A 21,837-nucleotide genomic window follows, 5' to 3' on the forward strand; every position below is an offset into this window, starting at 1 on the left:
CGTCCCCGTTTCCCTGGCTATTGGTGGTTCCATCATGATCAAGCAAGCGCTCATTTCCGTTTCCGACAAGACCGGCATCGTCGACTTCGCGAAGTCGCTGTCCGACCTCGGCGTCAAGCTGCTGTCGACCGGCGGCACCGCGAAACTCCTCGCCGACGCCGGCCTGCCCGTTACCGAAGTGGCCGATTACACGGGCTTTCCGGAAATGCTCGATGGGCGCGTGAAGACGCTGCACCCGAAGGTGCACGGCGGCATCCTCGCCCGCCGCGACCTGCCCGAGCACATGCAGGCACTGGAGCAGCACGGCATCCCGACGATCGACCTGCTGGTCGTGAACCTGTATCCGTTCGTCGCGACGATCGCGAAGAACGACTGCACGCTCGCCGACGCGATCGAGAACATCGACATCGGCGGCCCGACGATGCTGCGCTCGGCCGCGAAGAACCACCGCGACGTGACGGTCGTCGTCGATCCGGCCGACTACGCGGTCGTGCTCGACGAAATGAAGGCGAACGGCAACGCGATCGGCTATGCGACCAACTTCCGCCTCGCGACCAAGGTGTTCGCGCACACCGCGCAATACGACGGCGCGATCACGAACTACCTGACGAGCCTGACCGACGAGCTGCAGCACGCATCGCGCAGCGCGTACCCGGCCACGCTGAACATGGCGTTCGACAAGGTGCAGGACCTGCGCTACGGCGAGAACCCGCACCAGAGCGCTGCGTTCTACCGCGACCTCGCGGCCCCGGCCGGCGCGCTCGCGAACTACCGCCAGCTGCAGGGCAAGGAACTGTCGTACAACAACATCGCGGATTCGGACGCGGCGTGGGAATGCGTGAAGACGTTCGACGCGCCGGCCTGCGTGATCATCAAGCACGCGAACCCGTGCGGCGTCGCGGTCGGCAACGACTCGGCGGACGCGTACGCGAAGGCATTCCAGACCGACCCGACGTCGGCATTCGGCGGCATCATCGCGTTCAACCGCGAAGTCGACGAAGCGGCCGCGCAGGCGGTGGCGAAGCAGTTCGTCGAAGTGCTGATCGCACCGTCGTTCACGGACGCCGCGAAGCAGGTGTTCGCCGCGAAGCAGAACGTGCGTCTGCTCGAGATCGCGCCGGGCGTCGCTACGCTGGGTGACGGCCACAACGCATTCGACCTGAAGCGCGTCGGCGGCGGCCTGCTCGTGCAGTCGCTCGATTCGAAGAACGTGCAGCCGAGCGAGCTGCGCGTCGTCACGAAGCGCCAGCCGACCGCGAAGGAAATGGACGACCTGCTGTTCGCATGGCGTGTCGCGAAGTACGTGAAGTCGAACGCGATCGTGTTCTGCGGCAACGGCATGACGCTCGGCGTCGGCGCAGGCCAGATGAGCCGCGTCGATTCCGCACGCATCGCGAGCATCAAGGCGCAGAACGCGGGCCTGACGCTCGCGGGTTCGGCGGTCGCGTCGGATGCGTTCTTCCCGTTCCGCGACGGCCTCGACGTCGTCGTGGCGGCAGGCGCGACCTGCGTGATCCAGCCGGGCGGCTCGATGCGCGACGACGAAGTGATCGCGGCAGCCGACGAGCACGGCATCGCGATGATCCTGACGGGCGTGCGCCACTTCCGTCACTGATCGCATGCGGCCCGCGCGGCCGCTGCACGCAAACCCGGCGGCATCGCACCCGCCGGGTTTTTTATTGCGCGGCGCGTTCGCGCGCGGCCGTCGGGCCGGCACGGCGCACCGTTCGTTGTAGTATCGCTGCATCACGTTTTCCTCCTCACTCATGCGAATTCTCGGCATCGACCCTGGCCTGCGCGTCACCGGCTTCGGCGTCATCGACGTCAGCGGCCACCGCCTCGCGTATGTCGCGAGCGGCGTGATCCGCACGCCCGCGGCCGATCTGGCCACCCGGCTCGGCACGATCTTCCAGGGCGTGTCGACGCTCGTGCGCGAACATGCGCCGGATCAGGCCGCGATCGAACAGGTGTTCGTCAACGTGAACCCGCAGTCGACGCTGCTGCTCGGGCAGGCGCGCGGCGCCGCGATCTGCGGACTCGTCGCGGGCGGGTTGCCGGTGGCCGAATACACCGCGCTGCAACTGAAGCAGGCCGTCGTCGGCTACGGCCGCGCGACCAAGTCGCAGATGCAGGAGATGGTCACGCGGCTGCTCAATCTCAGCGGCCAGCCCGGCAGCGACGCGGCCGACGCGCTCGGCATGGCGATCTGCCACGCGCACAGCGGCAATACGCTCGGCACGATCAGCGGCCTCGCGCCGGCGCTCGCGAAGAAGGGGCTGCGCGTGCGGCGCGGACGGCTCGTCGGCTGACGCGGCGACACGCGAATCGCCAGCCGCGGGGGCGCGGCCGATCGCGTCATGCGAATCGCGTTCGCCGCGGGACCTCCCCTCAGTTCATCTGACCGCGTCATCGCCTCCCGCCTGCCTCATTGACTCACCGACTCACCGTCTGCTGCCTGCCCGCGTCGCCTCCGCACCTGTCGCATGCGGCACCCCGCAACAACCGACCTGACGGCCACACCATCGGCATCGCGCCGCACCTGCGCTACACTCGCGCTTTCTTCCTCGCATCCCGCCATCCATGATCGGTCGCATCGCCGGCATCCTGCTCGAAAAGAACCCGCCTCACCTGCTCGTCGACTGCAACGGCGTCGGCTACGAAATCGACGTACCGATGAGCACGTTCTACAACCTGCCGCAAACGGGCGAGCGCGTCGTGCTGCTCACGCAGCAGATCGTGCGCGAGGATGCGCACCTGCTGTACGGCTTCCTGACGCCGCAGGAGCGCACGACCTTCCGCGAACTGCTGAAAATCACCGGCATCGGCGCGCGCATGGCGCTCGCCGTGCTGTCCGGCATGAGCGTGCAGGAGCTCGCGCAGGCGGTGACGATGCAGGACGCCGCGCGCCTCACGCGCCTGCCCGGCATCGGCAAGAAGACCGCCGAGCGCCTGCTGCTCGAGCTGAAGGGCAAGCTCGGCGCGGACCTCGGCGCACTCGCCGGCGCCGCGTCGCCGTCCGATCACGCAACCGACATCCTCAACGCGCTCGTCGCGCTCGGCTATTCCGAAAAGGAAGGCCTCGCCGCGATCAAGAACGTGCCGGCCGGCACCGGCGTGTCGGAGGGCATCAAGCTCGCGCTGAAGGCGCTGTCGAAGGTGTAACGGCGGCCCGGGCAGGCGCCGGAGCCGGCTGACGCAACCGCCTGTCCCTGCGTCCGAGCCAGTGTCGCGCCGCCGTGCGGCGCGCGCCAGTCGGCCGTTCGGCCAGTTCGGCCGCGTGACGGTGCGCGGTACAATGGCCGCATGATTGAAACCGACAAACTCGCCGCCGAGCGGATCATCGCCGCCACGCCCGCCTCGTCGCACGAGGAGGTGTTCGAACGCGCGCTGCGGCCACGCCAGCTCGACGACTACGTCGGCCAGGAAAAGGTGCGCGGCCAGCTCGAGATCTTCATCGAGGCCGCGAAGCGCCGCTCCGAGCCGCTCGACCACGTGCTGCTGTTCGGGCCGCCAGGCCTCGGCAAGACGACCCTTGCACACATCATCGCGCGTGAAATGGGCGTGAACCTGCGCCAGACGTCGGGCCCCGTGCTCGAACGCGCGGGCGACCTCGCCGCGCTGCTGACCAACCTCGAAGCGAACGACGTGCTGTTCATCGACGAGATCCACCGGCTGTCGCCGGTCGTCGAGGAAATCCTGTATCCGGCGCTCGAGGATTACCAGATCGACATCATGATCGGCGAAGGGCCGGCCGCGCGCAGCGTGAAGCTCGACCTGCAGCCGTTCACGCTGGTCGGCGCGACCACGCGCGCGGGGATGCTGACCAACCCGCTGCGCGACCGCTTCGGGATCGTCGCGCGTCTCGAGTTCTACGATGCCGATCAGCTGTCGCGCATCGTGCGCCGCTCGGCGTCGCTGCTGAACGCGCAGATCGATCCGAACGGCGCGCTGGAGATCGCGAAGCGCTCGCGCGGCACGCCGCGGATCGCGAACCGGCTGCTGCGCCGCGTGCGCGACTATGCGGAAGTGAAGGCCGACGGCCAGATCACCGCGGCCGTCGCCGACGCCGCGCTCGCGATGCTCGACGTCGATCCGGTCGGCTTCGACCTGATGGACCGCAAGCTGCTCGAGGCGATCCTGCACAAGTTCGACGGCGGCCCGGTCGGCATCGACAACCTCGCGGCGGCGATCGGCGAGGAGCGCGACACGATCGAGGACGTGCTCGAACCGTACCTGATCCAGCAGGGCTTTCTGCAGCGCACGCCGCGCGGGCGTGTCGCGACGCTGCTCACGTACCGCCACTTCGGGCTCGCCGCGCCCGACGCCGGCAACACCGAACGCGGCATCTGGGATACCCCGGACGGGAAGTAACCCGCTGCCAGCCCGAAGCCCGCCATGACCACGCCGCCCAGCTCACACCGCGCCGCTCCCGCCCCGGGCCCGCGCTGGGCCGAGCCGATCCGCAAGCGGCTCGTGGCCGGCATCACGCACCTGACGGCAGGCGGCGGCGGTCCGTCGATCGATCTGTCGTCGCCGCCCGGCGATCCGGGGCTGTTCGGCCCCGACGCGATCTGCTGGCGCGTGCATGCCGATTTCACGTCGATGATGACGGGCGGCATCGCCGCGCTGCTGCTGCAGGCGCTCCATCCGCTCGCGCTCGCGGGCGTGTGGGATCACTCGTCGTTCCGCACCGACATTCTCGGCCGCTTGCGGCGCACGGCCACGTTCATCACGGGCACGACGTTCGGCAGCCGCGCGGACGCACTGGCGCTGATCGAGCGCGTGAAAGCGATCCACGCGCGCGTCTCGGGCACCGCGCCCGACGGCCGGCCGTACCGGGCCGACGATCCGGCGTTGCTGACGTGGGTGCATGTCGCGGAAGTATCGAGCTTTCTCGCCGCGCATCTGCGCTATGTGAATCCGTCGCTACCCGGCGAGCTGCAGGACCGCTACTACGCTGAAACGGCACTGGTCGCCGAGCTGCTCGGCGCCGCGGACGTTCCGCGTTCACGCGCCGAGGTCGCGGCCTATCTCGCGCGCATGCAGCCCGAACTCGCAGCCGGGCCGCATACCTTCGACGTGATGGACATCCTGCTGAATGCGCCCGTCGCATCGCCCGCGCTGCGTCCGGCCGCGTCGCTGATGATGCATGCGGGAATCGACCTGCTCCCGCCCTGGGCGCAACGGATGCTCGGCGTATCGACGTTCGCGCCGCTGCGGCGCGCGGTGGTTCGGCCCGGCGTGCGGGCCGTCGCGCCGGTACTGCGCTGGGCGCTCGTCAATGGCGCGTCGAAACGCGCCCGCCGCCGCGCGACCGCGACACCGCCGGACGGCGCCCCGCCCTGCTGACGACTCTTCAGATCGTTTGCGTGTAACTGGCTGACGGACCTGCGCGCGCACGGTCGCACGACCAAGCCGGTCGTGCCGGTCGTGCCTCTGTTCGCCCGGCGCGGCATTCCGCGCAATCGAGATCCGCGACGCACAGGCCTGCACGCCCGACTCACAGCACCTTGCGATACCCGTCGTCGTCGCTCGCCGAATCGAGATGCGACACATCGGCCCACTGGACGACCTGCGCGCGACCGTCGACGTAATCGACGACGTTGATGCTCGTGTTGAGCAGTTGATAGCTGCGCGGCGCCGACAGGTCGAGACCGTTCGCAAAGCGATATACGCAGTCGAGCACGCCGCCGTGCGCAACGCACGCGATCCGGCCGTCCGAATGCGCGGCAACGATCGGCTCGAGCGCATGCAGCACGCGGTGATAGAACTCGCGCTGCGACTCGCCGCCGTCCGGCGCGAAGCCGGGATCGCGCGTCTGCCATGCGGCATACGCGTCCGGGAACAGCGTCTCGATCTCGGTGCTGTCGTGCCCCTGGAACACGCCGTACGAACGTTCGCGCAGCCCCTCGCGCAACTGCAGCGGCAGGCCGAGCGCATCGGCGAAGGGTTGCGCGGTCTGCTGCGCGCGCATCAGGTCGCTCGAATAGATCGCGTCGATCCGCTGTCCGTCGCGCGCCTCCCGCGCCAGCCGCGCGGCGAGGCGCTGCGCCTGCGCGAGACCTGTGTCGGCCAGCGGAATGTCGATATGGCCCTGGATGCGCTTGATGCGGTTCCAGGCCGTCTCGCCATGGCGAATGAACAGGATCTGCGTGGTGGCCATCGCGGCGCGTCTCCGGGGGGAAGAATCAAGGCCGCACTTGCAGCCAGAACGTCACGGGGCCGTCGTTGACGAGCGACACCTGCATGTCGGCGCCGAACTCGCCGGTCTCGACGACCGGATGGCGCTCGCGCGCGGCCGCGACGAAATAGTCGAACAGGCGCGCGCCTTCGTCGGGCGGCGCGGCCGGCGTGAAGCTCGGCCGCAGCCCGCTGTTGGTATCGGCCGCGAGCGTGAACTGCGACACGAGCAGCAGACCGCCGGCACCGCCCGCGCCGTCGATGTTCGACACCGGCAGGTTCATCTTGCCGGCCGCGTCGCTGAATACGCGATAGCCGAGCAGCTTCGCGAGCAGCTTGTCGGCCGCGGCCTCGGTGTCGCCGCGCTCCGCGCAGACGAGCGCGAGCAGGCCCGCGCCGATCTCGCCCGTCGTACGGTCGCCGACACGCACGTCCGCGCGCTTCACGCGCTGGATCAGCGCGATCATGCGGTCAGCGTGACGCGCGCGAAGCGGCGCTTGCCGACCTGCACGACGAACTCGCCGGCCTCGACCTTCAGGCCCTTGTCGGACACCGTCGCGCCGTCGATCTTCACGCCGCCCTGCTCGATGTTGCGCAGCGCTTCGCTCGTCGACGGCACGAGGCCCGCCTGCTTCAGCAGCTGGCCGATCGCGAGCGGCGCGCCCGCGAGCGTGATCGACGGGATATCGTCGGGCACGCCGCCCTTCGCGCGGTGGTTGAAGTCCTCCAGCGCACGCTCGGCGTCGGCCTGCGAGTGGAAGCGCGCGACGATTTCCTGCGCGAGCAGCACCTTGAAGTCGCGCGGGTTGCGGCCGCCTTCGGCGTCGCGCTTGAACCCGGCGATTTCTTCCAGGCTGCGGAACGACAGCAGCTCGAAGTAACGCCACATCAGCGTGTCCGAGATGCTCATCAGCTTGCCGAACATGTCGGTCGGCTTCTCGCTGATGCCGACGTAGTTGCCCTTCGACTTCGACATCTTCTCGACGCCGTCGAGCCCTTCGAGCAGCGGCATCGTCAGGATGCACTGCTGTTCCTGCCCGTACTGCTTCTGCAGTTCGCGGCCGACCAGCAGGTTGAACTTCTGGTCGGTGCCGCCGAGCTCGAGGTCGGCGTTCAGCGCGACCGAGTCGTAGCCCTGCATCAGCGGGTACAGGAATTCGTGGATCGAGATCGGCACGCCGCCCTGGAAGCGCTTCGTGAAGTCCTCGCGCTCGAGGATCCGCGCGACCGTGTAGCGCGACGCGAGCTTGATCATCCCGTCCGCGCCGAGCGGCATCGACCACTCGCTGTTGTAGCGGATCTCGGTCTTGTCGCGGTCGAGCACGAGCGCGGCCTGTTCGAAGTAGGTCTTCGCGTTCGATTCGATCTGCTCGCGCGTGAGCGGCGGACGCGTCGCGTTGCGGCCCGACGGATCGCCGATCAGCGACGTGAAATCGCCGATCAGGAAGATCACCGTGTGGCCGAGGTCCTGCAGCTGACGCATCTTGTTCAGCACGACCGTATGGCCGATGTGGATGTCGGGCGCGGTCGGATCGAGGCCGAGCTTGATGCGCAGCGGCTTGCCGGTGGCGGCGCTGCGCGCGAGCTTCTGCGCGAACTCTTCCTCGATCAGCAGCTCGTCGACGCCGCGCTTCGTGACGGCGAGCGCATGGCGGACTTCGTCGGTGATCGGGAAAACAGGCTTGGAACTGGGTTCGGTGCTCATCGGTGCCGGGAAGAATGTCGCAAAGACAGGGATTTTCCCATAACTTGCGCGTGCATCGCTTAACGATGCGTCAGGTTGCGCGGATAATCGGGCCCAAGGCGCGCGGCACCGGCCCGCGCCGCATGATCGAGGAGAACCCAACGTGCCGCATCGACATCCGCAACCCGCCCATCCGGCCGACGGCATCTACTTCGGGCTGATGTCGGGAACCAGCATGGACGGCGTCGACGGCGTCGCCGTGCGTTTCGAGACCGGCAAGGCGCCCGTCGTGCTCGCGGAAGCGTTCGTCGGCTTCGCGCAGTCGCTGCGCGACGCGCTGTTCGCGCTGCAGCAGCCCGGCGACAACGAGATCGACCGCGAATCGGTCGCGGCGAACGCGCTCGTCGCCCGCTACGCGGTGTGCTGCCACGAGTTGCAGCGCACGGCCGGGCTCGCGCGCGACGATATCCGCGCGATCGGCGTGCACGGCCAGACGGTGCGGCACCGTCCCGAGCGCGGCTACACGCGCCAGCTCAACAACCCGGCGCTGCTCGCGGAGCTCGCGCATGTCGACGTGATCGCCGATTTCCGCACGCGCGACGTCGCGGCCGGCGGCCATGGCGCGCCCCTCGCGCCAGCGTTTCATGCGACGGTGTTCGGGGCTCCCGGCGAGACGCGCGTCGTCTGCAACCTTGGCGGCATCAGCAACATCACGATCCTGCCCGGCGCGGGCGGCGACGTGCGCGGCTTCGACTGCGGACCTGCGAACGCGCTGATCGACGCATGGGCGATGCGCCACCTCGGCAAGCCGTACGACGACGGCGGCAAGTTCGCCGCGCGCGGCACCGTGCACGCGCCGCTGCTCGACGCACTGCTCGACGAGCCCTACTTCACTGCGCCGCCGCCGAAGAGCACCGGCCGCGACCTGTTCAATCCCGCCTGGCTCGACGCGAAGCTCGCCGCGTTCGCGCAGGCCGCGCCGCAGGACGTACAGGCGACGCTGACCGCGCTCACCGCGGTGTCGGTCGCCCGCGAAATCGCGCAGCATGCGGCAGATTGCAGCGCCGTGTTCGTGTGCGGCGGCGGCGCGCGCAATCCGGTGCTGCTCGCCGCGCTGAAGGACGCGCTGCACGCGGCCGGCGTGCCCGCGACCGTCGACACGACCGCCGCGCTCGGCGTGCCGCCGCAGCAGGTCGAGGCGCTCGCGTTCGCGTGGCTCGCGTACCGCTTCACCGCGCGCCAGCCCGGCAACGTGCCGAGCGTGACGGGCGCAGCAGGCGAACGCGTGCTCGGCGCGCTCTATCCGCGCTGACACCCGACAGCCCGCTACACGCGGTCACGCCGCGCATCGGCATAAAAAAACGGGGCATGAAGCCCCGTTTTTCATTCCGGCGAACCGGACAGGATCCGTACTGCGCTCAGACCGAGAACGACGAGCCGCACCCGCAGGTAGTCGACGCGTTCGGGTTCTTGATCACGAACTGGGCGCCGTTGAGGTCGTCCTTGTAGTCGATTTCGGCGCCGACCAGGTACTGGTAGCTCATCGAGTCGATCAGGAGCTGGACGCCGTTCTTGTTCATCACGGTGTCGTCCTCGTTGACTTCCTCGTCGAACGTGAAGCCATACTGGAAGCCCGAGCAGCCGCCGCCCTGCACGAATACGCGCAGCTTCAGGTCGGGATTGCCCTCTTCGTCGATCAGTTGCTTGACCTTGTCGGCCGCGGCGTCGGTGAAGACGAACGGTACCGGCATTTCGGTGGTCGTTGCTGCGGATTCGGTAACAGCGTTCATGCGAACTCTCCAAAAAGCTTTAGCCGCTATTGTAGGGCCGATCAGAAGATCGTGCTGATGTCCATGAAATCAATAGGTTCTTGTTGATTTCAGTACAGCGGGCGGCCCGCGGGCGCCGCCGCGCGGGCATAAAAAAACCGCCAGCGCGAAAGCTGGCGGTTTTTCGGGCGGACGCCACCCGGAAGCGGCGCGGCCATGAAGCGGAATTAACGCTTCGAGAACTGCTTTGCGCGACGTGCCTTGCGCAGACCAACCTTCTTACGCTCGACTTCACGTGCATCGCGCGTGACGAAGCCTGCGTTCGACAGCGACGGCTTCAGCGTTGCATCGTAGTCGATCAGCGCGCGGGTGATGCCGTGGCGAACTGCGCCTGCCTGACCCGTTTCGCCGCCGCCGTTGACGTTGACCTTGATGTCGAACGTCTGGCCGTGGTTCGTGAGTTCCAGCGGCTGACGCACGATCATCAGCGACGTTTCGCGCGAGAAGTAGTCAGCGATGGGCTTGCCGTTGACGATGATGTCGCCCTTGCCAGCCTTGATGAAGACACGTGCGACTGCGCTCTTGCGGCGGCCCGTACCGTAGTTCCAGTTACCGATCATGTGGGCTCCCCTTAGATCTCGAGCGCCTTCGGCTGTTGAGCCGAGTGCGGATGCGTCGCTTCTGCGTAGACCTTCAGCTTCTTGATCATCGCGTAGCCGAGCGGGCCCTTCGGCAGCATGCCCTTGACCGCCTTCTCGAGCGCACGGCCCGGGAAGCGTTCCTGCATCTTGCCGAACGTCGTTTCATAGATACCGCCCGGGTAGCCCGAGTGACGGTAGTACTTCTTGTCCAGCGTCTTGTTGCCCGTGACCTTCAACTTGCTCGCGTTGATGATGATGATGAAATCACCAGTGTCGACGTGCGGAGTGAACTCAGGCTTGTGCTTGCCGCGCAGACGGCGTGCCACTTCGCTGGCAACACGGCCGAGAACCTTATCCGTCGCGTCAATCACGTACCATTCGCGCGTCACCTCATGGGCTTTTGCGGAAAACGTCTTCATGATCGATCCAAAAAAAATGCTTTGCCCGATGTGTTCTTCCTGCTTGTCTGTGTGCGCTTCGAGGCGCGGTGCAGGCTCTCCCTGTTCTTTTTCCGTGGGCATGAATGCGGAAAATCCCTGAATTATAAAGGAAATACCGCGACGCGGTCAAAGAGAATCCACGTCCCGTGCCGGCGGCGCCGAAAATGGGCCAAAATCCGGTCGTGCCCCATCACGTCAGGCGAACCGAGCGCCTGCGGAGGCACCCATCGACGCATGGCACCTGACCTTGCCGCGCCCGATCGGCCACATCCGGGAAAACGACAAGCAAGCATGATGAAACAACGACTTACGCCCTTTTTCGCGGCCGTGCTGCTGGCCGCCGCGGCACCCGCCGTCGCCGCCCGGGCCGGCTGCGAGGCCAAGCTCGACGCGCTCGACGCGCGTATCGCCGACGCGCGCGGCGCGCATGCCGAGGATCGCATCGCGCGTCTGCGCGCGGTACGCGAGCGCGTCCGCCACTTCTGCGCACGCGGCCACGGCCACGCATCCGCTGCTCACGCTCAATCACCCGCCGCGCGTTCGGGCGATGCGCCGGCCGCCGCGGCATCGGCCGCCGCTGCGTCGCAACCGGCCGCGCGGCAGCCTGCGTAATGCGCGTCCACGACGGGTGTCGGGGCGCGCAAACTGCGCGCCGATGTTTGCACGGGACGAAAAAAAACCCGAACGGCTGGTTCGGGCTTAATCCACCTTAGGAGGAGGGTGGAGGAGACATTCGGAGGTTGCCGCAGCGCGACAACCAATGACGCTCATTATACGAACGGGTTGCCGACTTCACAAGAAAATTTGCATTGCGAAATCGCACACCACAATGCGGAATTCTCAAAAACCCCCGAGCCAGCCGCGTTTCCCTTTTTAAATCAACGACCTGTGGGCCAACGCGATGGCAGCGGTGCCGCCCCACCTAGAGCAAAACCCCTAAAGACAGCAAGGAATTCGGCCCGCGGCGCCCTGCCCGCCGCCGTGCCGGCCGCTGCGGCGTTTCGCTTCGTGCAGCGCATCAGCCGACCGTTGCGCCGCGGGCTACAATGCCGGATCGAATCCGAATCAGGCAACGCTGGAGTGCAAGCATGGAATGCAAAGTAAGCTGGATGGGTCAGGACGGCATGGCGTTTTCGGCCGAGACCGGAAGCGGGCACCTCGTCGCGATGGACGGCGCACCGGAAGGCGGCGGTCACAACCTCGCGCCGCGCCCGATGGAAATGGTGCTGCTCGGCACCGGCGGCTGCACCGCGTACGACGTCGTGCTGATCCTGAAGAAGAGCCGCCAGGAAGTCACCGGCTGCTCGGTCACGCTGAAGGCCGAACGCGCGAGCGAAGACCCGAAGGTGTTCACGAAGGTCCACTTCCACTTCACCGTCACGGGCCGCAACCTGAACCCGGCCACGGTCGAGCGCGCGATCAACCTGTCGCACGACAAGTATTGCTCCGCATCGATCATGATCGCGAAGACGGCCGAACTCACGCACTCGTTCGACATCGTCGCGTCCTGAACGCACGGCGGCCGCGCACGAAAAAAGGGCCGGCGCTCCTGACGGAGCGCCGGCCCTTTCGCATTCGAGCGGCAAAGCAGGCCGATAAGCCGGATTCTGTGCACGCCGCACGCCGAAGCGTGCAGCGCGTGGCAGTCATTCCTCTAGGCGCGCCATTGCTGACGCGCTCAAGCTTCCTACCCGCAGACGAGACGGGGGCCCCGTCCTGCATCCGAAAATGCGCGCCTGCCTACTTGGAATTGCTCCGGGTGGAGGTTACCGTGCCGGCGAACGTCGCCGTCGCCGCGGTGCGCTCTTACCGCACCGTTTCACCCTTACCTGATCCCGGCTTGCGCCGGGCCATCGGCGGTTTGCTTTCTGTTGCCCTGTTCCGCGTGTCGCCACGGATGGCCGTTAGCCATCACCCTGCCCTGTGGAGTCCGGACTTTCCTCGCCCCCGCCTGCCCGAAGGCGGCGAGGCCGCGACTGCCTGGCCTGCTTTGCGACGCGCATTCTAGCACTGCGCGCCGCCGCCGGCAGCCCGCGTGCGGCGGCCGCTGCGGAACACCGCCGGATCGTCGTAGAACGCGGGCGCCGCATTCGCGTCGCACCAGCCCGGCACGCCGAGCACCGGCAGCGGCGCGAAATCGCGGCTCGTCAGGTCGCGCGTCGCGAGTTCGCCTGCGATCCGCGCATCGACATGCGCGGCACGCTGGGCGTCGGACCACGAGAAATAGTCGTCGCTCACTTCGACGATCCACGTGTGTGCGGTGCAGGACTTGTAAGGCGCGACGAGCTTCTCGAGCAGCGCATGGCCGACGAGCCGAGCCTCGCAACGCGTGCCCCACGCGTCGCGCGCGGCGACCAGAAGCTGCTGCCAGCTGAAGCCGCGCAGCGCGTCGGCGAGCGTGCGGTCGGCCGTCACGAACAGTGCGGCGTTTTCGTCGAACAGCGTCAGCGCATCGCGCAGCGTGCCGCGCACTGGCCCGACGCCGCCGGCCGCGTCGATCGCGGCGGCCTGTCGTGCGTTCAGCGCGGCCTTGATGCGCGGATACGCGAACCAGACGAGCGCATTGAAGAAGTCGTGAAGGTTGTGGCGGGTCGGCACGCAGCCCGTGTCGGCGATATGGGTTTCATATGCGACGCCGGGCGGCAGTTCGGCCTGCGGCACGAATCGCAGCGGCTGGCCGCGGCCGCTTGTACGCGCGCCGTCACGCAACGCGTCGTTCAGCGCATCGAGCAGCGCGCACTCGCCCGCGAGCGCGGCCGCCTGCAGCGGGCGCCCGTACGCTGCGTAACGCGCGAGCCACGGCGCGGACCAGTCGATCCGCGCGAACGCCGCCGCCTCGCCGCCGGCCGTCCGGCCGGCGCCGCGCGGCGGCGCCCCCGTCATGCGAACTTCCAGCCGATCGTTTCGCCGGCTCGCAGCGGCACGACCGGCGTATCGCCCGCGAACACCTCGCGCGGCAGTTCCCAGGTCTCGCGGCGCAGCGTGATCGTGTCGGTGCTGTGCGGCAGCCCGTAGAAATCGGCGCCGAAACGGCTCGCGAAATTCTCCAGCTTGTCGAGCGCGCCGGCCTGGTCGAACGCTTCCGCGTACAGCTCGAGCGCGTGCAGCGCCGTGTAGCAGCCCGCGCAGCCGCACGCGGTTTCCTTCGCGCCGCGCGCGTGCGGCGCACTGTCGGTGCCGAGGAAGAAGCGCGGGTTGCCCGACGTCGCCGCTTCGACGAGCGCGACACGATGCGTCTCGCGCTTCAGCACCGGCAGGCAGTAGTAGTGCGGGCGGATCCCGCCGACGAACAGCGCGTTGCGGCTGTACAGCATGTGCTGCGGCGTGATCGTCGCGCCGAGCAGGCCGGGCGCGGCGTCGGCGTCGCGCACGTAGTCGGCCGCATCCTTCGTCGTGATGTGCTCGAACACGACCTTCAGGCCCGGAAAATCGCGGCGCAGCGGCGTCATCACGCGGTCGATGAACACCTTCTCGCGATCGAACATGTCGACCGCCGGATCGGTCACCTCGCCGTGCACGAGCAGCGGCATGCCGGTTTCCTGCATCACCTCGAGCGTCTTCGCGCACTTCGCGAGATCGCTGACGCCGTGGTCGGAATTCGTCGTCGCGCCGGCCGGATACAGCTTCACGCCGTGCACGAAGCCGCTGTCGCGCGCGCGGCGGATTTCGTCGGGCGCCGTGTTGTCGGTCAGGTACAGCGTCATCAGCGGCTCGAACGTCATGCCCGCCGGCAGCGCGGCGAGGATCCGCTCGCGATAGGCCTGCGCGTGCGCGGTGGTCGTGACGGGCGGCTTCAGGTTCGGCATGACGATCGCGCGCGCGAACTGGCGCGCGGTGTGCGGCAGCACCGCGGCCAGCATGTCGCCGTCGCGCAGGTGCAGGTGCAGGTCGTCGGGACGGGCGAGCGTGAGCGTCGCCGGAGAGGAAGCGTTCGAGGCAGTCATAGGAGGCGTCGTGAGGAACGGGCTGGCCATCTGCGGGGCCGGAACGCGCGTGCGCGGGCCGACTGACGGCAAACCGCAACACGGGGCCTTCGGCCGGCGGAATCCGCTTTTTACCGCTCAAGGCTCGGTGATATGCTAGAAGTCACATTGTACCGGGGTTCACCCGGTTGGTTACCCTGCTTCCCGCCCGCGCCCCAAGTAAAATGTGCCAACTCCTAGGAATGAACTGCGCCGCACCGACGGACGTCACATTCTCCTTCACGGGTTTCGCGGCCCGGGGCGGCCTCACCGATCACCATGCCGACGGCTGGGGCATCGCGTTCTTCGAAGACAAGGCCTGCCGACTCTTCATCGACCAGCAGGCATCGGCCACGTCACCGATCGCCGAAATGGTGAAGCGCTACCCGATCAAGTCGAAGAACACGATCGCACACATCCGCAAGGCCACGCAGGGTCACATCCTGCTCGAGAACAGCCACCCGTTCATGCGCGAGCTGTGGGGGCGGCACTGGATCTTCGCGCATAACGGCGATCTGCAGGACTACGAACCCGATCTCGACGGCAGCGTCTACCATCCGGTCGGCACGACCGACAGCGAGAAGGCGTTCTGCGTGCTGATGCAGGGGCTGCGCGAAGCATTCCCCGGCGCGCAGCCGCCGTTGCCGGAGCTGTTCGAGCGTGTCGGCGAGCTCACGCGGGGGATCACCGATCACGGCGTGTTCAACTTCCTGATGTCGAACGGCCAGGCGCTGTTCGCGCACTGCTCGACGCGGCTGCACTACCTCGTGCGCCGCTGGCCATTCTCGACCGCGCATCTGGTCGACGAAGACCTGTCGATCGACTTCGCGAAATACACGACGCCCGAAGATCGCGTCGCGGTGATCGCCACGCAGCCGCTGACCGACAACGAAGTCTGGACCTCGTTCGAACCGGGCGAGCTGATCATGTTCCAGTGCGGCGACGTCGCCGCGCGCATGCAGATTCCGGTGCCGGAGCGCGTGCTCGAGAAGCTGCGCAACCCGGCGCTCGACGCATCGGCGTCCGCGCCGTGCGCCGGGGCGCGGCGGGAAGCGCTCGCGGCAGCCGCCGCGGACGATACCGACGACGCGATCGATTTCTGAGCGGCGCGCCCGCGCGCTTTTTTCCGTTTCCCGCTTCCTGTTCCGTCGCGATGCCGCGCCGCGGCCGCTCGTGGCCGCTCGTGGCCGCTTGCGGTCGCTCGTGGCCGCTCGTTTGCCGCGCCGTATCGCGCCGCGTTAGCCTCGCCCCGCACCCGCGCGCTGCACCGTCGCGCGCGACCGTCGAAAAATCGCGCGGTTCACCGCCGTCATTTTCCGTTTTCGTTTCATCCGAACCACGCATTCGCATCGCGCGCCGTATCCGCGCAACATTCGCTTGATTTTATTAACGTACGCGCGAAAATGACAAACACGCGGATAAAATAAATGAGCCCGCTCTCAACAACATAATCCGAAGCCCGATACTATCTCGTCAATTTTCCTCAAACAGTGCGTCAGACCACCGATGCACGACCCGCTTCCCGCCCGCATCGAATTACTCCAAACCATTGCGCGACAAGGCTGTCAGTTCGATTAATCACACAATCCAGAAATACACGACAAAATCGGCATTACTGCCACAGCCCTTATTTTTCTGATAATCACCCGCCATTCCGATTAGTAGACTCCGTCCGTCCTCGGTGTAACGGATCACGATTGGCGCGACATCGGCAACGCGGCGATGGCTGCTGCACGCCCTTTTTCGCCATTTTCCCGCCGTGGAATGCGCTTTCACCGCGCCGCGGTGGAGATCACTTCAAAAAAAGAAAGAGGGGCATGTCGTGAATCATTCATTTCGATCGATATGGAGCGAAGCCGCCGGTTGCTGGGTTGCGGTGGCGGAAACGACTCGTGCGCGCGGCAAGCGCCCGGGCCGCGAATCGGGCGCAAGCCGCCGTGCAGGCCGCCCGGCGCTGCGCCGCTCGCCGCTGCGGGCCGCCCTGCTCGGCGCCGCGCTCGGCACCGCACTGGCCGCGCTGCCGGCCGGCTCCGTGTACGCATCCACCTGCGGCGACGGTTCGCCGGTCGCGAGCGGCGGCAGTTGCGCACTCCCCGGCTTCAGCCCGACCGTGAACGACAACCTGGCCGGCGCGACGACCGTGTCGGGCGGCGGCACGGTCGCCCTGACGGGCGCGTGGACGGGTGCCGCTGGCGACCCCGGCTATACGCTCGCGCCGATCGGCAGCACGACGATCGTGTCGGGCAACCCGAACCAGCCGTTGCTGTCGGTCGGCGGCAAGACCCAGAGCGTCAGCACGCCCGATTCCATCACCGGCGCGCACACGTCGGTCGCCACGTACAACTCGTCCGCGTTCGCCGGGTCGACGGCCGGCTCGATCAACGTGCCCGTCTACCACGACGTGAACGGCAACCAGTACGTGAACCTGCGGCTCGGCACCGTCGACAGCTCGGGCGGCACGCTGAACGTGTCGATCGGCAATCCGGCGAGCGCGCCCGACGCAGCCGGCAACGCCATCTCGATCGCGCCGAAGCAGACCGACCTCACGTTCGCGGACGGCACCGGCACGGCGCAAAGCGTCGTCAACTGGCAATCGCGCAACCGGATCTGGCTCGGCACCGGCGACTACCTCGCGAGCGGCGGCCCCGTCGGTACCGTCCAGCTCGACGTGCCGGCCTATGCAGGCACTTTCACCGCGTTCGACGGCAGCACGTGGACCGTCAACGACGCCGCGTCGCTCGCGGCCTACAACGACTTCCTCGTGCGCTCGGTGCAGAGCGGCGCGCTCGGCTCGCAGGCCGCATACGACACCGCATTCGGCCAGGCCGTCACGTTCACGCAGCAAAATTTCCAGTACGCGAACAACGTGTCCGCCGGCGACAAGAACGCGCTGCCGATCGACCATCTGTCGGTGATGCACGGCACCGGCGCGAACGCGACGCTGCACATCGGCAACGACGGCCAGATCGATTTCCGCGGCACCAACACGATCGAATCCAGCTCGGCCGTCCTCGCGGAAAACGGCGCGCACTTCGTGAACGACGGCCGCCTGTCCGGCGACTTCACGCTGGTGCGCCTGCTCACCGGCGCGAGCGGCGTCAACAACGGCGTGATCTCGTCCGGCTACGCGGCCGGCGACAACGTCGACACGAGCAGCAGCACGCCGCCCGACAACTTCGGGTTCCACGCGTACACCGAAGGCAACGGCGTGTACGCGAGCGGCGCCGGCACGACGTTCGTGAACAACGGCGTGATGAACGTCGGCGCATGGACGCTCGACGGCAACCGCCCCGGCCTGCAGAACTACGCGGTAGGCGTGACGTCGGGCGCGAGCGCGTCGAACGCCGGCACGATCAACGTCGGCGTGAACGCGACCACCCTCGACAGCCAGGTGATCGGCGGCTTCGCGGCCGGCGGCAGCTTCACGAACGAGGCCGGCGGCACGATCTATCTCGGCCGCGCGGCCCAGTACGGGCCGGGCGCCGCGGCGAACGACGTCGCGCTGTCCGCGCATGCGTACGGGATCCTGCTCGGCGCGTCCGGCACCGCCACCAACCTCGGCTCGATCGTGATCGGCTCGCAGACGCAAAACGGCGCCGGGATGGCGAGCATCAGCTCGACGTCCGGCACGCTGCGCAACGCGGGTTCGATCGTCGTGAACGGTGCGGCGCCCGGCACGCCGCTCGCCAACGTCGGCATGCTCGCGGCCGACACCGCGGCAACCGTGACCAACACCGGCACGATCACGTTGAACGGCGTGAACGGCATTGGCGTCATGGTGGTCGGCACCGGCTCGACGGCGACCGCCGCGACGTCGACCGGCACGATCGACGTGGCCGGCGGCCTCGATCCGGCATCGGACACGCGCAATTACGGCGTGTGGGCCGAAGGCCCGCGTGCGCAGGCCACGGTCGACGGCACGCTGAACCTGACCGGCAACGGCGCGATCGGCGTGCATGCGCGCTCGGGCGCGACCATCGACGTCGGCGCGAACGCGGTGCCGCGCTTCATGTCGGGCACGAACCAGACCGGTTTCTACGCATACGGCGCCGGGTCGCAGATCAACGTCGCCGCACAGCACCTGAGCGTCGATACCGACGATTCGACGCTGTTCCGCATCGCAAGCGGCGCGGCCTACACGGGCGCGTCGGCCGCCGGCACGCTGACGACGGACGTGAACGGCGAACGCGCGCGCGGCGTGCTGGCAACCGGCGCCGGCACGACGCTGTCGACCGGCAACGCCGTCTACAACGTCAACGGTACGAACGGCATCGCGGTGGCGGTCGAAGGCGGCGCGCAAGGCGCGATCGACGCCGGCGCGACGATCAACCTGAACGCGGCCGGCGCGATCGCGGGCGTCGTCGACGGCCAGGCGCACGACCTCGCCGGCGCGAATGCCGGCGCGCCGGTCGCGACGACGCTGATCAACGACGCGGCGGTCACGTCGTCGACCGCCGCCGTGACCGGCTTCGTCGCGCAGAACCTCGGCACGCTCGAGAACCGCGAGACCGTGCTGCTGACCGGCGCGAACTCGACGGGTGTCGTGATCGGCGCGCTCGGCACGGTAAACAACGCGTCGACGATCCGCGTGTGGAACGGCACCGGTGCGCGCGTGCAGGGCGCGTCGGCGACACTCGCGAACGCGGGCACGATCGAGGCCGACGACGGCATCGCGGGCGTGCATTTGACCGGCGCGGGCGCATCGGTCGCGCTGTCGGGCAGCGGGAGTGTCGTCGCGAACGGCAGCGCGGACGGCGTGCTGATCGACTCGACGGTGTCGGACGGCGGGATCGCGGCCGGCGCGACGTCGATCGTGGTGGGCGGCACCGGCAAGGGCATCGACAACCGCGGCACGAACGCGACGATCATGCTGTCGGGTACACGGATCTCAACGACCGGCAACGGCGCCGACGCACTGTCGTCGACGGGTGCCGGCGCGCGCATCGCGACCGACGCGGCGAGCGTCGTGCGTACCACCGGCGACAACGCGCGCGGCTTGTTCGCGACGGGCGCGGATGCGACGCTTGCAATCGACGGCACGACCGTCGCGACGACGGGTGCCGGCGCGCACGCGATCGTCGCGGGCAGCGGCGCGACCGCGCTGCTGTCAGGTGCGAAGCTTTCCACCGCCGGCGCGGCGGCGGACGGCCTCGTCGCGCAGGCGGGCGGGCGCATCGGCGACACGGGCTCGTCGATCGCGAGCGCGGCGGGCAACGGCGCGAGCGTCGACGGCGGCGGCGTGCTCGCGCTGACGGGCACGACGCTGAAGGGCGCGACGGCCGGCGTGCTGAGCACCGACACGCTCGCGACCGGCGCGACGAGCACGGTGGGGGTCGATGGCGGCAGCGTCGCATCCGTCGCCGGGCCGGCATTCGCGGCGCGCGGCGGCACCGTCGACATCGCGGTGCGCAACGGCACGGTCGTGACGGCCGGCAACGGCACGCTGCTGGACCTCGCGAACGGCAGCACCGCGACCTTCAACGCATCGGCCGTGAATCTCGCCGGCGACATCGTGTCGGACGCATCGAGCAACGGCAGCGTGTTCCTGACGAACGGCACGACGCTGACCGGCAGGATCGACCCGGTCGCGCTGAGCATCGACGGCTCGAGCGCGTGGCACATGACCGGCAGCTCGGTGCTGAGCAGCCTGAATAACGCGGGCCTCGTCGCGTTCGCCGCGCCGTCCGGCGCACCGACGGCCGCGGGCAGCTACAAGACGCTGACGACCGGCAGCTATGTCGGCAACGGCGGCACGATCGCGCTGAATACCTACCTCGGCGCCGACGCATCGCCGACCGACCGGCTGATCGTGAACGGCGGCGCCGCGAGCGGCACGACCGGGCTGAAGATCGCGAACACGGCCGGCAGCGGCGCGCAGACGACGGGCGACGGGATTCCGGTGGTCGTCACGGCAAACGGCGGCACGACGGCCGCGTCGGCATTCCATCTCGCGGGCCCGGTGCAGGCCGGCGCATACGAATACCGGCTCTACCGCGGCGGGCAACGCGATGCGAACGGCTGGTACCTGCGCTCGCAGCTGGACCCGGCCGACCCCGGCGACCCCGTCGATCCGTCCACCATCAACGGCGGCGGCACCGGCAGCAATCTCGCGTACCGTCCGGGCGTGGCCGGCTACGCGATGACGCCGCTGCTGAACGCCGACTACGGCTTCTCGACGCTCGGCAAGCTGCACGAGCGCGTCGGAGACGTCTACAACCTCGAGAAGCAGGCGCCGGGCAACCGCGACGGCGTGTGGGGCCGTATCGGCGGACAGAGCCTCGACGCAAACGCGGGCCGCTTCGCGGCCGACGAGCGCACGTTCTTCGCGCAGTTCGGCAAGGACTGGACGCTCGACCAGGCGCCCACGGGCGGCAGCACGCACGCAGGCGTGACGGCGAGTATCGGCGTCGCGAACGCGAGCTTCAGCGACACGGCGCGCGCGGCCGCGCCCGGCCTGTCGACGTCGACGGGCTCGGTCGAGATGCACGCGCAGAGCGTCGGCGGCTACTGGACGCGCTACCTCGCCGACGGCACCTACTTCGACACGGTCGGCCAGGTCACGCACTACGGCAACCGCTATCGCGACAGCTACGGCAACGAGGCGTCGCAGAACGGTTTCGGCATCGCGCTGTCGCAGGAGGTCGGCAAGCCGTTCGCGTTCGGCGGCCTGCCGGTCGCGGTCGAGCCGCAGGCACAGCTGATGTATCAGTACCTGAAGCTGAACGGGTTCAACGACAACGTGTCGGCCGTGTCGGGCACGACGTCGAACGCTCTGCGCGGGCGCGCCGGCGTGCGCATCTTCCGGCCGAACCTCGACGCGAACGCGGGCGGCGGCGCCGCGACGCCGTACTTCACGGCCGACGTGCTGCACGACTTCCTGTCGCCGGGCCAGACGGTCGTCGGCGGCACGCCGTTCGCGACGCACCTCGGCCGCACGTGGTACGAGCTCGGCCTCGGCATCACCGCGGGCTTCGGCAAGTCGGGCGAGCTGTATGCGAACGTGAAATATGCGCGCAACATCGGCGGCGACTACCGGCGCGGCGTGACCGGGCAGGTCGGCTACCGGTACAGCTGGTAGCGGGCGCCGCGCAGCGGCGAAAAAAAACCGCCCGGCGCCGGGCCGGGCGGTTTTCGCATTGCATGCGCACGACGCGTGCGCGA

The 21,837-nt window shown here is 68.3% G+C and carries 18 protein-coding genes and 1 other RNA gene; 10 read left to right on the plus strand and 9 right to left on the minus strand.

From position 1 onward, the window contains the following. Positions 1 to 34: 34 nt before the first annotated feature. From purH to Q3A80_RS08410, 5 genes are all read left to right on the plus strand, one after another. Positions 35 to 1,615 (plus strand): bifunctional phosphoribosylaminoimidazolecarboxamide formyltransferase/IMP cyclohydrolase, encoded by a 1,581-nt coding sequence (purH, locus tag Q3A80_RS08390; protein WP_446328599.1) that lies wholly within the window; start codon positions 35 to 37, stop codon positions 1,613 to 1,615. A 151-nt stretch (positions 1,616 to 1,766) separates the two neighbouring features. Beyond that, the gene (ruvC, locus tag Q3A80_RS08395; protein WP_446328600.1) at positions 1,767 to 2,309 is read left to right on the plus strand and encodes a crossover junction endodeoxyribonuclease RuvC; all 543 of its coding nucleotides are present in this window, start codon (positions 1,767 to 1,769) and stop codon (positions 2,307 to 2,309) included. Positions 2,310 to 2,580: 271 nt separating this feature from the next. Next, a complete protein-coding gene (gene ruvA, locus Q3A80_RS08400; protein WP_069240975.1) occupies positions 2,581 to 3,162 on the plus strand; it encodes a Holliday junction branch migration protein RuvA in 582 nt (193 codons plus the stop codon). 141 nt (positions 3,163 to 3,303) lie between these two features. Further along, positions 3,304 to 4,371, plus strand: a complete 1,068-nt coding sequence (ruvB, locus tag Q3A80_RS08405; protein ID WP_446328601.1) for a Holliday junction branch migration DNA helicase RuvB — start codon at positions 3,304 to 3,306, stop codon at positions 4,369 to 4,371. 24 nt (positions 4,372 to 4,395) lie between these two features. Next, on the plus strand, positions 4,396 to 5,349 hold the full coding sequence (locus tag Q3A80_RS08410) for an oxygenase MpaB family protein (protein WP_446328602.1): 954 nt from the start codon (positions 4,396 to 4,398) through the stop codon (positions 5,347 to 5,349). A 151-nt stretch (positions 5,350 to 5,500) separates the two neighbouring features. Here Q3A80_RS08410 and Q3A80_RS08415 read toward each other — a convergent pair whose 3' ends face one another. Genes Q3A80_RS08415 through tyrS form a run of 3 tightly spaced genes read right to left on the minus strand, consistent with a single transcriptional unit; the run spans position 5,501 to position 7,885 of the window. Beyond that, positions 5,501 to 6,163 (minus strand): histidine phosphatase family protein, encoded by a 663-nt coding sequence (locus tag Q3A80_RS08415; protein ID WP_446328603.1) that lies wholly within the window; start codon positions 6,161 to 6,163, stop codon positions 5,501 to 5,503. 25 nt (positions 6,164 to 6,188) lie between these two features. Continuing rightward, on the minus strand, positions 6,189 to 6,647 hold the full coding sequence (gene dtd / locus Q3A80_RS08420; protein WP_006751891.1) for a D-aminoacyl-tRNA deacylase: 459 nt from the start codon (positions 6,645 to 6,647) through the stop codon (positions 6,189 to 6,191). Beyond that, entirely contained in the window at positions 6,644 to 7,885 is a 1,242-nt protein-coding gene (gene tyrS, locus Q3A80_RS08425) for a tyrosine--tRNA ligase (protein ID WP_446328604.1), read from the minus strand. Before tyrS ends, dtd begins: the two co-directional genes overlap by 4 nt. A 142-nt stretch (positions 7,886 to 8,027) precedes the next feature. Here tyrS and Q3A80_RS08430 point away from each other — a divergent pair, with 142 nt between their 5' ends. After that, positions 8,028 to 9,176, plus strand: a complete 1,149-nt coding sequence (locus Q3A80_RS08430; RefSeq protein WP_446328605.1) for an anhydro-N-acetylmuramic acid kinase — start codon at positions 8,028 to 8,030, stop codon at positions 9,174 to 9,176. Between the two features lie 106 nt (positions 9,177 to 9,282). Here Q3A80_RS08430 and erpA read toward each other — a convergent pair whose 3' ends face one another. The 3 genes from erpA to rplM all read right to left on the minus strand — a co-directional run bounded on the left by erpA (position 9,283) and on the right by rplM (position 10,693). Beyond that, positions 9,283 to 9,654 (minus strand): iron-sulfur cluster insertion protein ErpA, encoded by a 372-nt coding sequence (erpA, locus tag Q3A80_RS08435; RefSeq protein WP_121858445.1) that lies wholly within the window; start codon positions 9,652 to 9,654, stop codon positions 9,283 to 9,285. A gap of 206 nt (positions 9,655 to 9,860) precedes the next feature. Beyond that, positions 9,861 to 10,253, minus strand: a complete 393-nt coding sequence (gene rpsI / locus Q3A80_RS08440; RefSeq protein ID WP_011883283.1) for a 30S ribosomal protein S9 — start codon at positions 10,251 to 10,253, stop codon at positions 9,861 to 9,863. A gap of 11 nt (positions 10,254 to 10,264) precedes the next feature. After that, positions 10,265 to 10,693 (minus strand): 50S ribosomal protein L13, encoded by a 429-nt coding sequence (rplM, locus tag Q3A80_RS08445; RefSeq protein ID WP_009687896.1) that lies wholly within the window; start codon positions 10,691 to 10,693, stop codon positions 10,265 to 10,267. A 312-nt stretch (positions 10,694 to 11,005) separates the two neighbouring features. Between rplM and Q3A80_RS08450 the strand changes: the two genes are divergently transcribed. Both Q3A80_RS08450 and Q3A80_RS08455 read left to right on the plus strand, forming a co-directional pair. Next, positions 11,006 to 11,326 carry a hypothetical protein gene (locus tag Q3A80_RS08450; protein ID WP_446328606.1) on the plus strand — a complete coding sequence of 107 codons (321 nt, stop codon included), beginning with the start codon at positions 11,006 to 11,008 and terminating at the stop codon, positions 11,324 to 11,326. 434 nt (positions 11,327 to 11,760) lie between these two features. Beyond that, complete coding sequence (locus tag Q3A80_RS08455; protein ID WP_446328607.1) at positions 11,761 to 12,225, plus strand: OsmC family protein; 465 nt, start codon at positions 11,761 to 11,763, stop codon at positions 12,223 to 12,225. A gap of 69 nt (positions 12,226 to 12,294) precedes the next feature. On the opposite strand, the gene rnpB is transcribed toward Q3A80_RS08455, so the two are convergent. From rnpB to pyrC, 3 genes are all read right to left on the minus strand, one after another. Continuing rightward, positions 12,295 to 12,706, minus strand: an RNA gene (gene rnpB / locus Q3A80_RS08460) — RNase P RNA component class A. A 12-nt stretch (positions 12,707 to 12,718) separates the two neighbouring features. Further along, a complete protein-coding gene (locus Q3A80_RS08465) occupies positions 12,719 to 13,597 on the minus strand; it encodes a DUF3025 domain-containing protein (protein WP_446328608.1) in 879 nt (292 codons plus the stop codon). Then, positions 13,594 to 14,658, minus strand: a complete 1,065-nt coding sequence (pyrC, locus tag Q3A80_RS08470; protein WP_446328609.1) for a dihydroorotase — start codon at positions 14,656 to 14,658, stop codon at positions 13,594 to 13,596. The genes Q3A80_RS08465 and pyrC overlap by 4 nt, the downstream gene beginning before the upstream one ends. Positions 14,659 to 14,861: 203 nt before the next feature. Here pyrC and Q3A80_RS08475 point away from each other — a divergent pair, with 203 nt between their 5' ends. Both Q3A80_RS08475 and Q3A80_RS08480 read left to right on the plus strand, forming a co-directional pair. Further along, positions 14,862 to 15,779, plus strand: a complete 918-nt coding sequence (locus Q3A80_RS08475) for a class II glutamine amidotransferase (RefSeq protein WP_446328610.1) — start codon at positions 14,862 to 14,864, stop codon at positions 15,777 to 15,779. 719 nt (positions 15,780 to 16,498) lie between these two features. Next, positions 16,499 to 21,754 (plus strand): autotransporter outer membrane beta-barrel domain-containing protein, encoded by a 5,256-nt coding sequence (locus Q3A80_RS08480; RefSeq protein WP_446328611.1) that lies wholly within the window; start codon positions 16,499 to 16,501, stop codon positions 21,752 to 21,754. Positions 21,755 to 21,837: the final 83 nt, after the last annotated feature.

Source organism: Burkholderia sp. SR8 (assembly GCF_052851275.1).

What these genes read in the sequence shown, in the direction of transcription:
- purH (WP_446328599.1), top strand. Translation starts at nt 35, where the DNA reads ATGATCAAGCAAGCGCTCATTTCCGTTTCCGACAAGACCGGCATCGTC.
- ruvC (WP_446328600.1), top strand. Translation starts at nt 1,767, where the DNA reads ATGCGAATTCTCGGCATCGACCCTGGCCTGCGCGTCACCGGCTTCGGC.
- ruvA (WP_069240975.1), top strand. Translation starts at nt 2,581, where the DNA reads ATGATCGGTCGCATCGCCGGCATCCTGCTCGAAAAGAACCCGCCTCAC.
- ruvB (WP_446328601.1), top strand. Translation starts at nt 3,304, where the DNA reads ATGATTGAAACCGACAAACTCGCCGCCGAGCGGATCATCGCCGCCACG.
- Q3A80_RS08410 (WP_446328602.1), top strand. Translation starts at nt 4,396, where the DNA reads ATGACCACGCCGCCCAGCTCACACCGCGCCGCTCCCGCCCCGGGCCCG.
- Q3A80_RS08415 (WP_446328603.1), bottom strand. Translation starts at nt 6,163, where the DNA reads ATGGCCACCACGCAGATCCTGTTCATTCGCCATGGCGAGACGGCCTGG.
- dtd (WP_006751891.1), bottom strand. Translation starts at nt 6,647, where the DNA reads ATGATCGCGCTGATCCAGCGCGTGAAGCGCGCGGACGTGCGTGTCGGC.
- tyrS (WP_446328604.1), bottom strand. Translation starts at nt 7,885, where the DNA reads ATGAGCACCGAACCCAGTTCCAAGCCTGTTTTCCCGATCACCGACGAA.
- erpA (WP_121858445.1), bottom strand. Translation starts at nt 9,654, where the DNA reads ATGAACGCTGTTACCGAATCCGCAGCAACGACCACCGAAATGCCGGTA.
- rpsI (WP_011883283.1), bottom strand. Translation starts at nt 10,253, where the DNA reads ATGATCGGTAACTGGAACTACGGTACGGGCCGCCGCAAGAGCGCAGTC.
- rplM (WP_009687896.1), bottom strand. Translation starts at nt 10,693, where the DNA reads ATGAAGACGTTTTCCGCAAAAGCCCATGAGGTGACGCGCGAATGGTAC.
- Q3A80_RS08450 (WP_446328606.1), top strand. Translation starts at nt 11,006, where the DNA reads ATGATGAAACAACGACTTACGCCCTTTTTCGCGGCCGTGCTGCTGGCC.
- Q3A80_RS08455 (WP_446328607.1), top strand. Translation starts at nt 11,761, where the DNA reads ATGCCGGATCGAATCCGAATCAGGCAACGCTGGAGTGCAAGCATGGAA.
- Q3A80_RS08465 (WP_446328608.1), bottom strand. Translation starts at nt 13,597, where the DNA reads ATGACGGGGGCGCCGCCGCGCGGCGCCGGCCGGACGGCCGGCGGCGAG.
- pyrC (WP_446328609.1), bottom strand. Translation starts at nt 14,658, where the DNA reads ATGACTGCCTCGAACGCTTCCTCTCCGGCGACGCTCACGCTCGCCCGT.
- Q3A80_RS08475 (WP_446328610.1), top strand. Translation starts at nt 14,862, where the DNA reads ATGTGCCAACTCCTAGGAATGAACTGCGCCGCACCGACGGACGTCACA.